Origin of the sequence: Culicoidibacter larvae (assembly GCF_005771635.1) — a bacterium.
Lineage (GTDB): Bacteria > Bacillota_I > Bacilli_A > Culicoidibacterales > Culicoidibacteraceae > Culicoidibacter > Culicoidibacter larvae.
Genome location: NZ_VBWP01000001.1, coordinates 144,589 through 157,158, shown reverse-complemented (window position 1 = coordinate 157,158; position 12,570 = coordinate 144,589). Strand labels below are relative to the sequence as shown.

General features: G+C 36.3%; 13 protein-coding genes. All 13 read right to left on the bottom strand.

The window, feature by feature from the left end:
- Positions 1-4: 4 nt before the first annotated feature.
- Positions 5-1,021 carry an oxidoreductase gene (locus tag FEZ08_RS00885; protein ID WP_171014859.1) on the bottom strand — a complete coding sequence of 339 codons (1,017 nt, stop codon included), beginning with the start codon at positions 1,019-1,021 and terminating at the stop codon, positions 5-7.
- 46 nt (positions 1,022-1,067) lie between these two features.
- On the bottom strand, positions 1,068-1,814 hold the full coding sequence (locus FEZ08_RS00880; protein ID WP_199287986.1) for a tRNA1(Val) (adenine(37)-N6)-methyltransferase: 747 nt from the start codon (positions 1,812-1,814) through the stop codon (positions 1,068-1,070).
- Positions 1,815-1,828: 14 nt separating this feature from the next.
- Positions 1,829-2,653 (bottom strand): PSP1 domain-containing protein, encoded by an 825-nt coding sequence (locus tag FEZ08_RS00875; protein ID WP_138189810.1) that lies wholly within the window; start codon positions 2,651-2,653, stop codon positions 1,829-1,831.
- Position 2,654: 1 nt separating this feature from the next.
- Positions 2,655-3,629 carry a hypothetical protein gene (locus tag FEZ08_RS00870; RefSeq protein WP_138189809.1) on the bottom strand — a complete coding sequence of 325 codons (975 nt, stop codon included), beginning with the start codon at positions 3,627-3,629 and terminating at the stop codon, positions 2,655-2,657.
- Positions 3,630-3,632: 3 nt separating this feature from the next.
- On the bottom strand, positions 3,633-4,277 hold the full coding sequence (gene tmk / locus FEZ08_RS00865) for a dTMP kinase (RefSeq protein ID WP_138189808.1): 645 nt from the start codon (positions 4,275-4,277) through the stop codon (positions 3,633-3,635).
- Positions 4,278-4,444: 167 nt separating this feature from the next.
- Positions 4,445-5,050 (bottom strand): recombination mediator RecR, encoded by a 606-nt coding sequence (gene recR, locus FEZ08_RS00860; RefSeq protein ID WP_138189807.1) that lies wholly within the window; start codon positions 5,048-5,050, stop codon positions 4,445-4,447.
- 17 nt (positions 5,051-5,067) lie between these two features.
- A complete protein-coding gene (locus FEZ08_RS00855) occupies positions 5,068-5,379 on the bottom strand; it encodes a YbaB/EbfC family nucleoid-associated protein (protein WP_138189806.1) in 312 nt (103 codons plus the stop codon).
- 14 nt (positions 5,380-5,393) lie between these two features.
- Positions 5,394-7,973, bottom strand: a complete 2,580-nt coding sequence (dnaX, locus tag FEZ08_RS00850) for a DNA polymerase III subunit gamma/tau (RefSeq protein WP_138189805.1) — start codon at positions 7,971-7,973, stop codon at positions 5,394-5,396.
- A gap of 87 nt (positions 7,974-8,060) precedes the next feature.
- Positions 8,061-8,756, bottom strand: coding sequence for a phosphate signaling complex protein PhoU (gene phoU, locus FEZ08_RS00845; protein ID WP_138189804.1), 696 nt, complete (start codon positions 8,754-8,756; stop codon positions 8,061-8,063).
- 21 nt (positions 8,757-8,777) lie between these two features.
- On the bottom strand, positions 8,778-9,539 hold the full coding sequence (pstB, locus tag FEZ08_RS00840; RefSeq protein ID WP_138189803.1) for a phosphate ABC transporter ATP-binding protein PstB: 762 nt from the start codon (positions 9,537-9,539) through the stop codon (positions 8,778-8,780).
- A gap of 24 nt (positions 9,540-9,563) precedes the next feature.
- A complete protein-coding gene (gene pstA, locus FEZ08_RS00835; protein WP_138189802.1) occupies positions 9,564-10,379 on the bottom strand; it encodes a phosphate ABC transporter permease PstA in 816 nt (271 codons plus the stop codon).
- A 1-nt stretch (position 10,380) separates the two neighbouring features.
- Positions 10,381-11,586 carry a phosphate ABC transporter permease subunit PstC gene (pstC, locus tag FEZ08_RS00830; protein WP_199287984.1) on the bottom strand — a complete coding sequence of 402 codons (1,206 nt, stop codon included), beginning with the start codon at positions 11,584-11,586 and terminating at the stop codon, positions 10,381-10,383.
- 21 nt (positions 11,587-11,607) lie between these two features.
- Positions 11,608-12,432, bottom strand: coding sequence for a phosphate ABC transporter substrate-binding protein (locus FEZ08_RS00825; protein WP_138189801.1), 825 nt, complete (start codon positions 12,430-12,432; stop codon positions 11,608-11,610).
- Positions 12,433-12,570 lie beyond the last annotated feature (138 nt).

The following is a 12,570-nucleotide window of genomic DNA, read 5'->3' as shown; positions in this document are numbered from 1 at the left end:
TCCTTTATTTGCGAGCCCGACCATACGGGTAAGGATATTCAATATCAGCATCCATTTCGCCAGCCAGTTCAAAAACCAGATTCGGATTCAACAATAAACCGCGGCCAAGGGCAATCAACTCAATCTCCAACTCTTCATGAGCATAGAGCGCCAAATCTGCTGAGTCTAACATGCCTACAGCAATTGCCGGCTTACCGGTTAAATGCTGAACCGTCACCGCATCATTCAATTGATAACCGGGAAATACCTTATCCGGCTTACGATTAATAACACCGCCACTTGAAATATGAGTCATATCAATATGCTCAATAATCATATTGGTATAATGGGCAATTTCCTTAGCAGTATTCCCCTGGATATCAAATTCTTTAGCAGAAAATCTTACAAAAAGCGGATACTCATAAGTCCACACCCGGCGAACTGCCTGGACAATCTCAGCTAAAAACCGACCACGATTCTCCAAAGTACTGCCATAAACATCTTCCCGCTCATTCGTCAATGGTGATAAAAATTGATTAATCAAATATCCATGCGCAGCATGAATCTCAATCACATCAAAACCAGCTTTCTTCGCCCGCAACGCTGCCTGAGCAAACTGTTCAGTAATCTGATGAATTTCTTCAATCGTCAACTCATGTGGTGCTTGGTATCGCTCACTGAAAGCAACGCTTCCGGCAGAAACAATTGTCTCACCTGGCAATTCGGCCTTGCGACCTGCATGGGCTAATTGAATACCAATTTTCGCCCCTAAAGAATGCACATAATCAACAATCTGCTTCAACCCATCAATAAATTTATCATCCCAAATACCCAAATCATACTCGGTAATCCGACTATTTTGCGCAACCGCCGTAGCTTCCAAGATAATCAAGCCAACACCGCCTTGCGCCCGCGCACCATAATGAACAAAATGAGTTGCATTAGCAAACCCATCAATAGCTGCATCAATACACATCGGCGCCATCACAAAACGATTCTTCAATTCCATATTTTTTACTTTATATGAATCAAACAGTCCCATAATCATTACCTCCTGTTATACCTAATCCCATTATACAAAATTCAGGCTATTCCTGCATCTCTTTTCCAAAACACTTCACAACATAATCCGAATAGCTGCCATCTTCATTATGAGCATAAATCGGCGGCAACACTTTTACCCCGACATTTCCATTAAACCTTGCCTCAATTAACAACATGTGGGCATCGCGACCAACTTTTGGATAAATAAACTGAATCCGTTTAGGTTCTAAGCGATATTTCTGTAACACTTCAATAATTTCAATAAGCCGATCTGGCCTATGAACCATTGCAAAATAGCCATTATTCTTTAGCAAAAAAGCTGCCTGCTTAACAAGTTGTTCTAAATTCAATCGTACCTCATGGCGAGCAACTGTTAATGCATCATTCTGGTTAATAATCGCCGATTCCGAAAACTTAAAAAAGGGCGGATTACTCACAACAACATCAGCAATACTATGAGGAAAAAAATTACCCACCTCATTCACATCAAAGTGACATATCTCAATTTGTTCCTCAAGATGATTAATGGCTACTGAGCGCCGGGCAAGATCAACAGACTCCTCCTGAATTTCAATCCCATAAATCTTTGCTTTCGTTTTTTGGGAGAGAAAGAGCGGAACCGGCGCATTGCCGGTTCCAATATCAAAAATAGTTTTAATACCGGTATTCAGTGTCACAAAGTTTGCTAATAAAACGCTGTCTAAAGAAAAATTCAGCATATCCTTACGCTGAATTATCTTCATTCCTTCAAAGCCGAGCAGATCATTTAACACTTCATTCTGCTTTAACATGAAAAAACTCCTTATTATTTCTTTTTACGATGTTTCAATACTTCAACATCATCCAAATGATATTCACGAATAATCGTTGTATCATCATTTTTTATAACAACTGTTAACAGTTGCTTCAATACATTAATATATTGAATTCTGCCTTCACCCTCATCAGTCTTAACAAAAGAACCAACATCAGGAAGCATTTTATTTAACTCAACATACACTTCATTTTCGTATTGCAAACAACATAATAAACGACCACACAATCCAGAAATTTTAATTGGATTTAGCGATAGATTTTGATTTTTAGCCATCTTAATGCTTATCCCGTCAAAATCACCTGAAAATGTAGAACAACATAATGCATAACCACATGGGCCTAATCCGCCAACAATTCTAGCTTTGTCACGAACCCCAACTTGGCGTAATTCAATCCGTGTCTTGAATTCTCCTGCCAAATCTTTAAGCAATTGACGAAAATCAACTCGCTCACCGGCAGTATAACTAAACAATAATCGCTCACGATCATGCGTATACTCAGCATCAAGCAATTGCATATCCAGCTTATTCTTACGAATCAGCTCAGTACATTTCGGGATTGCTTTATCAGCAGCCTTTTGATTTTCAACAATTTTCTTATGATCCTTTTCGGTTGCAATTCTTACCACTTTTTTCAGTGGTAAAACAACCTCATCCTTATTAACCTTTTTTATTGACTGAACAACTTGACCACACTCTAATCCTCGCGAAGTATCCGCAATAACATGCATCTCTTGTTCAATTGACAATTTATTTGGGTCAAAATAGTATACTTTTCCGGTTGTTTTAAATCGAATACCGACAACCTCTACCATTTTATTCGCCCTCCTTCTGCGCATTCCAACGCAGTGAAATTAAACTTAGTGCCAGATTACTGCTTACATTGGCATGCAGATATTTCTGTGCTGTTATTATTGTATCCATTTTTTCAGCAATTGTCTTTATTGTGTTTTTTTTCTCAATATCATCGATGCCGAATAAAGTCGTTTCCTTTTTACCGCTTTTTACATCTAAAATATCATTTAATAAAATAAGTAAAATTGTGAAAAAGTTATCTGCCTGGCTTTTATTTTTCACTTGTGCTTCTAAATCCATCTGCGCCACCAACGGATTTATTTGGGCAACATCAATATTTCCTAAGTATATCAATGCAGCTTCCGTCAATGAAGCAAGCTGCGCTGCAGCTTCTTCATTTAATTCTTCATACCCAAGCTCATACGCAATTGTTGCTAATCTCTCGCTGTGACCATCATTAACTAATTTTTTGATAATCAATTCTCGACCCATGATATTAAGCTGCAACTGCTGCACTCGTGACTGAATTGTAATTGGCATCATATCCGGACTCTTAGTAACCAAAAGTGCGTAAACATTACTTGTTGGCTCTTCCAAAAACTTCAACAAACTATTTGCAGCTGAAATCGTCATTGTATGCGCCTGATTAATCACATAAAACCTTGCGCCCTGTGTCAAACCGTATGTTGTAAATTGCTTTTGCATATCAACAATTTGTTCTTTCTTTATAGTAGCTCCATCCGGTTCAATAATATAAGTACCAATATACTCATCTTTTAAAATTTGCTTACAATGAACACATTCCCCACATGGAAATCCGTCATCATTATTTTCACAAGAAAAAACCGCCATAAACCAATTCGCAAACAAATGAAGCTGCGTTTCTTCAGCACCACTGATTGCAAATGCATGAGCAACCCGCTTCTGACGATATGCATTTTGCACAATCTTTGTGGCAATTGGCTGATATTTATAGAGTTCATCGAACATATCCATAAATTATCGCTCTTTTCCTAATAGTTTTGTTTTTTCATTAATAAAATCAATACACTGCTGCGTAACATTTTGAATATCTAGACGAGCATCAACTATTTGTATCCGGTCACTGTCTTTATCAGCAAGGTTGAGATAATTTTTATACACTTGCTCATGAAACTCTAACGTTTCAAGATCAAGTCTATTTACTTCGCGACTATTATCCTTATTAATTCTGGCAAAGCCAAGCTCCGGCTCAATATCAAAAAACAATGTTATATCCGGCATTGTATTATCAATAGCAAATTGATTAAATTGCCAAACCGCCTCCACATCGAGATTACGCGCTTGCGCCTGATATACAATTGAGCTATCTACAAAACGATCACACAAAACAAGCTTTCCAGCAGCAAGTGCTGGCTTAATCTTCTCTTGTATATGCTGCGCTCTTGCCGCAGCATACAACAATGCTTCCGTATGTGGATCCATAGCAGTATTTTTTCTGTCTAAAATTATCTCGCGAATTTCCTCCGCGATTGGTGTGCCACCTGGTTCTCTAGTTATTAGAACATCAAAGCCAAGATTTATAAAGTGCTCAGCTACAAGCGGTAAAACTGTCGTTTTACCGCTGCCTTCGCCACCTTCAAATGTAATAAATAATCCTTGCATTACTCTACCGCCATTACTCATATATATTTGTTATTATAACATATTTCTTGGAACAATTTGAAACAAAAACTGACTATGTATAAGTCAGTTTGAATAAGTTTCATAAATACTAATGAATTTCCATTGCACAATTATTGGCAAAAATTCTTCAATTTAGCAGTTTTTTATTATTTCATTTCACGTCGACCTTCAATGGCCTTTAGCAAAGTTGCTTCGTCAACATACTCAAGGTCACCGCCAACCGGCAATCCATGGGCAATTCTCGATAATCGAATATCGGTTGTCTCTAATAAACGTCTGATATATTGCGCCGTAGTCTCGCCTTCCATATTAGGGTTTGTAGCAATAATTATTTCTGAAATGTCCGGTTCATCTTTTAGTCTCTGAATCAGTTCAGTTAACAATAAATCTTCAGGACCAATACCATCAATTGGAGATAATGCCCCTCCTAAAACATGGTACAAGCCATGATATTGTCCCATACGTTCCATTGCCATAACATCACGCGACTCTTCCACCACACACAAAATCGTTCTATCTCTATTTGTATCTGTGCAAATTGAGCATGGTGAAACATCAGTAACATAACCGCAAACATCGCAGAACATTAATTCACGTTTTGCAGCAATCAATGCTTTACTCATAAGTAATGCATCATCTTCTTGCATATTAGTAACGACATAGAGCGCTAAACGCTCTGCTGTCTTCGGACCAACTCCAGGGAGTTTTTGAAAACTTTCAATAAGATTTGTAATTTGTATTGGATAGTTCATTTATATTCACCTAACTCCTAGAATAATCCAGGTATATTTGCTCCGCCTGAAAACTTGCTCATTGCCTTATCAGTCTCAACTTCAACTTTATTCAATGCGTCATTAATTGCTATCTTAAGCATATCAATTAACTCTTCTTTCTCTTCTACATCAACAAGTTCATCCATAATACTAAGATTAAGAACTTCTCTTTTCCCATTCACGGTTATCTCTACCGCACTTCCGCCAGCAGTTCCAACAAACTCAGTTGCATCCAATTCTGCTTGTTTCTTTTCCATATCTCTTTGCATTTTTGCCATTTGTTGCATCATTTTGCCATATCCAGCCATAAATCATTCTCCTTCTATTTTACTTCAACAATATCATCACCGAAAAGTGCACGAGCATCGCTTACTATACTATCTTCTGATTCATCTAGTAATGAAATCTGCCCCTCAATAACATAATCCGGATCATAGTCATTTTCAACATATTCAATTTCTTTTGATAAAACATCAACTTGTTCTTGATTTACTTCCTGACGTTTCCACTTTTGAGCAAAGACTTCTCTTTGCTTCATCCATGTAGCTTCATCAATAACAATAACATTATAGTTCTCTCCTACAATATCTTTCACTGAATCCAAAACTCGTTGTTGACTCGGACGTGATCTCAATTGACCAACCAACGCCTTATTATATGATGAAACTACAACTTCTGAATTTGTTGCAATTTTTGGTTCTGTATCTGCAAGCATACTTTTAATTGGATTAAGCGCATCCTTTTCAATCACTTGCCATTTTCTCTTAAATAGTTCCAATTTACTAACTTCAGGTTGCAAAGCTACTTCTGCCATAATCTTTTGTAAATGTTTACCAATATAATTTTGGAACTCAGCTTCATCCTCATCATTGCCGCTATAAATCATTTCCATATATTTTGGAATCATGCCACGAGTCTCTTTTTGCTCTTGTGCTCCTTGAAAATCAAAGACAATATCAACTTGCTCTTGTTCCACTGATTCAATAACCTCTTGATATTCCATTGCCTCTTCAATCGTTGTATCTGCACCCAGAACATCTTTGATATCATTTTCACTTCTATAATACTCAATAGATTGTTCTTCATTGGCTGCTTCTTTATTTTCAAGTTCAACATTAATTTCTTCAGTAGGCAAAGTGTTTATTGATAAATCTTCAACTTCAAATTGCTCATCATCCGCAACTAATACTTCTGAATCGTTCTCTTGTTCTATGTAATCACGAGAAGCATTATCCACCATCATCGAATCAGCAGTATCATTAATTAATTCGGTCGGCATTTCATCATTAACTTCCACAATAAATTCCTGATTCTCAGTAATGGGTTCCATTGTTAGTATATTTTCGGGTTCAGCTTTCGAATCATCTAATTGTTCTTCTGAGCTAACTGCTGGTTCTGAATTAGTTGCAAATAGAGTTTGCGAAAATTCCTGAGGTTCATTTTCTTCTTCATCTACTACAACCAGATCATCTTGACTTCCACCAGTATACTCATCAGCATCCTGTTGTTCATCATCAATAGCCCAATCAGATGCCACACTTACCTCATTCTTGTTACTTTTATCACTCACAATATTACTTAAGGTTTCTTCATCCGAATCACTCGCTTGTAAATCCGAAATTCCTTGAACATTGTTATCAGTGTCATCTTCAACTAGAAAATCAACTTCAGAATGTTCTATTTCCACAACACTATTATTATCGTTATAATCATGAATAATTGGTTCATTTTCTTCTGCAATTATTTCCTGGGAAATAATTCCGTCATTTAAATATGGTATTGTATATTGTTCTTCTAACTCATTTTGAGCCGTTGGGGCTGCATTAACCTCAATATCATATTTTGTATTAATAAACAAATTTGCACATTTTAACAACGCAACTTGGATTGTTATTTTAGGTAATCGTGCATACTTTACATCATTCAAACAATCATTCAGTATCTGAATGAGCTGATAAATAACTTCATTATTCAACAATGGAATAATTTCTTCAGCCCCTTCAATAACTTCATTATTAATTTTTGCTATTAATATATCCCGCAAGAACTCTATGATTTCTTGAAGAAATAAATTAATATTTTTACCATGATCAAATACATAGTCGAAATAAGTTAGCAGCTCTTTATTATTGGTCATTAAGTACTTTAAGCAATTAACAATCATTTCTTTTGGAACAATTCCCGCTACTTGATATATATCTTCAACATCAATCTTATCAGTTGTATAAGCATTGACTTGATCCAATAACCCCAAAGCATCTCTGAGTGCTCCATCAGCCAATTTAGCAATCAAACCAATGGCATCATCACTAATATTTATTTCTTCCTGTTCCGATACATAGCTGATTCTTTTAGCTATATCTTTTTCTGAAATTCTATGAAAATCATATCGTTGGCATCTTGATATGACTGTAGCCGGAATTTTATGAACCTCAGTTGTTGCCAAAATAAATATGATATGTGCTGGTGGCTCTTCCAATGTCTTTAAAAGCGCATTAAATGCTCCGATAGAGAGCATATGAACCTCATCAATAATATAAACTTTATATTTCAGTTGTGTTGGTGCGTATTTTACTGCATCTCTTAGTTGTCTAATTTCATCAACACCATTATTACTTGCAGCATCAATTTCAATAATATCTTGTACTTGTGTTTGTTCAATTGCCAAACAAGCCGGACATTCGCAACATGGCTCCCCATTAATCGGATGTTCACAGCTTAATGCTTTAGCAAATAATTTAGCCATGGAAGTTTTTCCGGTACCTCTGGGACCATTAAATAAATAAGCGTGACTAAGTTTATTGTTGATTATTGTATTACGTAAAGAAGTCGTCACATGACTTTGGCCCGCAACGTCAGAAAACTTTTTAGGTCTATAAGCGCGATATAATGCTTGATACATTTCACAACCTCCATTCCTATCTATTATACAAGATTTTTGCTCATCCTAAAAGGATAATAAAAAAAAGAGTGTAATTAATTTTACACTCTATATTTTATATGTTTTTCTCTTTGCAATTCCTTTATTTAAATCATATGATCTTCCCTTTACCAAATATGCAATAGATTCAGCCACATTGGTAATATGATCCCCGGCTCTTTCCAAGTATTTGATAATTAAAGTTGTTTTCAAATCATATTCAGTAAGTTCTTCGGTGTTCGCTTTCTTTAAAATTAATTCAAGCGCCTCACCATACATTTCGTCAAGCTTATTATCCATAGCTGCAACTTCTTTTGCCAACTTAAGGTTTTGTTCACTATAAGCCTGCATAACCAATTCAAGCATTTCTACAATAAATGATAGCATGATATTTATTGCTGGCGTTGTTGGCAAGCTTGTTGTGTCTCTAACAAGTAAAACATAATCTGCAACATTAACTGCATAATCCGCAATACGTTCTAACTGTCCCGCTATTTTCAGTGCTGAAATCAACACCCGCAAATCTGTTGCAACTGGAGCTTGAAGAGCAATAATTCTAATTGTCTCTTCATTGATTTCTTCTTCCATTTCATTGATCGTTTCATCATTTCGTACTAGAGCTAATGCCATTTCCTTATCATTAGTCTCCAAGATATTTCTCATATCTAAATATGTTTGGCGAACTGCTTGCCCAAGTTCCTGGACTTTTTCATTAATTCCTTTAAGTTCTTCATCTAGAACTCTTGTTCCTTTTACTGGCGCCATAACTTTCACTCCTTTATTATTTTATCCAAAACGTCCTGTAATATAATCTTCTGTACGTTGATCTTTCGGTAACGAGAATATAGACTGTGTGTCATTCATTTCTATTAGTGAGCCCAATAAAAAGAATGCTGTTGTATCAGAAATACGTGATGCTTGTTGCATTGAATGGGTTACGATAACTATAGTATAGCGTTCTTTTAGTTCTACCATTAGTTGCTCAATCTTCGCAGTCGCAATTGGATCCAACGCACTAGTTGGTTCATCCATTAAGATAACTTCAGGATTCATTGCTACAGTTCGGGCGATACATAAACGTTGTTGCTGTCCACCAGATAAAGCTAACGCAGACTTATGCAACTTATCTTTCACTTCATCCCATAAAGCAGCTCGCTTTAAACTCTTTTCAACAATTGCATTCAGCTCATCTTTATTACGAATTCCTTGCGCTTTTGGACCATAAACAATATTTTCATAAATGCTCATTGGAAATGGGTTTGGTTTTTGGAAAACCATCCCTACTCGTTTACGTAAATCTGTGACATCCAAATTTTTTGCGTAAATGTCGCTATCATCAAGTAGTATCTCGCCTTGTATTTTGACACCATCCACAAGATCATTCATACGATTCAGAGTTCTTAAGAATGTTGACTTTCCACAACCCGATGGGCCTATAAGAGCTGTAATCTCTTTTTCCTTAATCTCCATATTAATCATTTTAAGTGCTTGAAATTCACCATAAAACAAATCCAGATTATTTACTTTCATTTTAATATTACTATCCATTATAACATAAGCTCCTTCCGCTATCTATGTACGTTTTAATGCTCTTACGATCAATCTAGCTGTTATATTAACAATCAACACTATAATGATTAATACTGTTGCTGTTGCAAATGCTGCTTCAAAATCTGCAGCAGTAAATGCCTCTTGCGCTAACAAGTAGAGGTGTACTGTTAACGTTTGCCCGCCATCAAATATTCCTGATGGCATATCTGATAACAAACCAGCTGTCATCAACACTGGTGCTGATTCACCAACAATACGTCCAATTGCTAGGATTGTTGCACTCAGTATTCCAGGCAATGCACTTGGTAAGACAACACGCCAGATTGTTCGAATCTTTGAAGCTCCTAGCCCTAAAGAACCCTCTCTGTAACTGTTTGGCACAGATTTCAATGCCTCTTCTGTTGAACGAATAATAACTGGTAGATTCATTACTGCCAAGGTAAGACCAGCTGACAATAACGAAACTTGAAATCCAAGCAATCGAACAAAGAATGCCAAACCGAATAACCCGAATACAATTGATGGTACTCCCGAAAGAGATTGTGTTGCCAAGCGGATAATATTTACAAATCTTCCTGGCTTCGCATATTCCTGCAAATATATCGCTGCCATAATCCCTATTGGAATTGATACAGCTAGTGATATAGCTACAGTATACAGAGTTGATACAATCATTGGCAGGATCCCATCATCACCAATAATAAAATCAATGGATAATGCCGGCAACCCTTTGAATAATGAATAACCAATTATTCCAATTATTGAGCTACAGGCAATAATAACTGAAATATATATAAATACTTTAATTATTGTATCTTTTATTTTGCGACTATTCATATTATTTCGCCTCCCGCTTATTAATAGCTAAGACTACAACGTTAAGAATAAAAATGAAGACAAACAGCACAATACCGATAGCAAATAACATTTCACTATGACGACCTGATGCATATCCCATTTCTAAGGCAATTGTCGCCGTCAAAGTTCTTACACTATCTAATATTGATCCTGGTATTTGTGGCGAATTCCCTGCAACCAATATTACTGCCATCGTTTCACCCATTGCACGTCCAATTCCTAAAACAATCCCAGTCAATATACCTGACTTAGCCGCCCGGATTTGCACTTTAAAAATCGTTTGAATTTGTGTAGCTCCCAATGCTAGTGAACCTTCCTTATAAAAGGATGGCACTGCACGTAAAGAAGTCTCTGTCATAGAAATAACTGTCGGGAGAATCATTATCCCTAATACTATTGAGGCTGCAAGAGCCGAAGTTCCGGTCGCAATCTGAAATGTATTCTGTATAAACGGTACGATAACCATTAAACCAATAAAACCAAATACTACTGAAGGAATTCCAGCCAGTAACTCAGTCAGTGGTCTTAATACTCGAGCAACTCTTGGCGGTGCCAATTCTGCTAAATAGACACCTGTCAGAACCCCAATTGGAACACCAATCAATAAAGCACAAATAGTTACCAATATACTTGATATAATCATTGGTAATATTCCGTAAAGTTTCATACTATCAGGCCGCCACTCTTGGCCAAAAAGGAAAGACAATATTGAATATGGTGGTTCTGGTGCAACAACTGAAATTTCTTTTGGACTTAGTGTTGTAGAACCAGCCAATGTAAGTGTAGCTGAATATCTAACACTATTATCAACCTTTGAATCATCTGGGTATTCTAAAAACTCAACAACTTTACTTGTATCAGTTTGAGTTGGATCAATAACAAATTGTACCGTCTGAATATTGCCTTCAGCATCTGTATACTGTATTGTATGCTCTCCATCATCAGTATTAATCTGATCATTCATTTTAGTAATTTGTTTTCCGTCATATATAACTTTATTTGATTCAGTAAATCCATCAAACACAACTATCGGATTTGCCATCGAAGGTTGATAAAAGGGAGTTGACCCATTTACAAATACAAATAGACCAATACCAACTACAGAAACAATTGATACTGTGGCCATAATTAAAAATATATTACGCCAAAAATATTCGAAAAACTTACTTCTTATCCGCTTGTTCATGTACTGTTTTCCTCTTTTCTATTAGTTAATAGTAATGAATTTTTTGTTTTCAACTATTTGCTGACCCTCATCACTCAAAATCCAATCGATAAAACTTCTAGCCTCATCTGAAATGACATCATCACGATATACAAGAATAAATGGTCGTTGTAATGCATAACTTCCATCTTTAACTGTTTTAGTTGACGGATATATCCCATCAATCTCAATTGCTTTTAAGTTATCATCAACTGCACCTAATGATATGTATCCAATCGCATTCTTGTTTTGAACAACCTCTGCTTTGATTCCACCGGTACCATTAAACTCGTTTGCTGTCTCAGACATTTGATCTTTGATATTCAATAATTCTTCAAAGGCTCCACGTGTGCCAGAACCAGACTCCCTCGCAATTAATGCAATAGGCTTATCTTCGCCACCAACTTGACTCCAGTTAGTTATTTTTCCCGTATAAATATCTGAAAGTTGTTCAACAGTTAAATTATCAACAGGATTTCCGGGGTTAACTACAACTGCAATAGCATCCAGGGCGATAACAACCCGTTCAAGTCCAGGCTTCTCTTCAGCCTTTAATTTTCTCGAGCTCATTCCAATGTCTGCTAAACCTTCTTTTGCGGCTTTAATTCCATCCGAAGAACCACTTGCACTTAGTTTAATTGCAATATCAGTATTCTCTTCCTCATAAACATCAATAAATCCTGCAACACCACCACGAGATTCAAAAAGCTCAGATACAGATGATGAACCATTGACAGAAATTGATGTTGCATTGGCATTGGTACTACCACATCCTGTCAACAATAATCCTGTGGTAATAAATATTACTAAAAACTTTATATACTTCATTTTTTGATTCTCCTTTTATCTTATGAAAAGCCAATAAAATTGGAAGCGTTGATAAACAACGCTTTCCAATTTCTTAATTCAAAATATGATAATATCCTTCACGACTTTATTATATCAAAAACTCAAGGAAAATCTATT

Coding starts and splice junctions, on each gene's coding strand:
- FEZ08_RS00880 (WP_199287986.1), bottom strand. CDS start 1,814: ATGTTAAAGCAGAATGAAGTGTTAAATGATCTGCTCGGCTTTGAAGGA.
- pstB (WP_138189803.1), bottom strand. CDS start 9,539: ATGGATAGTAATATTAAAATGAAAGTAAATAATCTGGATTTGTTTTAT.
- tmk (WP_138189808.1), bottom strand. CDS start 4,277: ATGCAAGGATTATTTATTACATTTGAAGGTGGCGAAGGCAGCGGTAAA.
- FEZ08_RS00875 (WP_138189810.1), bottom strand. CDS start 2,653: ATGGTAGAGGTTGTCGGTATTCGATTTAAAACAACCGGAAAAGTATAC.
- FEZ08_RS00825 (WP_138189801.1), bottom strand. CDS start 12,432: ATGAAGTATATAAAGTTTTTAGTAATATTTATTACCACAGGATTATTG.
- FEZ08_RS00855 (WP_138189806.1), bottom strand. CDS start 5,379: ATGGCTGGATATGGCAAAATGATGCAACAAATGGCAAAAATGCAAAGA.
- FEZ08_RS00870 (WP_138189809.1), bottom strand. CDS start 3,629: ATGGATATGTTCGATGAACTCTATAAATATCAGCCAATTGCCACAAAG.
- phoU (WP_138189804.1), bottom strand. CDS start 8,756: ATGGCGCCAGTAAAAGGAACAAGAGTTCTAGATGAAGAACTTAAAGGA.
- pstC (WP_199287984.1), bottom strand. CDS start 11,586: ATGAACAAGCGGATAAGAAGTAAGTTTTTCGAATATTTTTGGCGTAAT.
- pstA (WP_138189802.1), bottom strand. CDS start 10,379: ATGAATAGTCGCAAAATAAAAGATACAATAATTAAAGTATTTATATAT.
- FEZ08_RS00885 (WP_171014859.1), bottom strand. CDS start 1,021: ATGGGACTGTTTGATTCATATAAAGTAAAAAATATGGAATTGAAGAAT.
- dnaX (WP_138189805.1), bottom strand. CDS start 7,973: ATGTATCAAGCATTATATCGCGCTTATAGACCTAAAAAGTTTTCTGAC.
- recR (WP_138189807.1), bottom strand. CDS start 5,050: ATGAACTATCCAATACAAATTACAAATCTTATTGAAAGTTTTCAAAAA.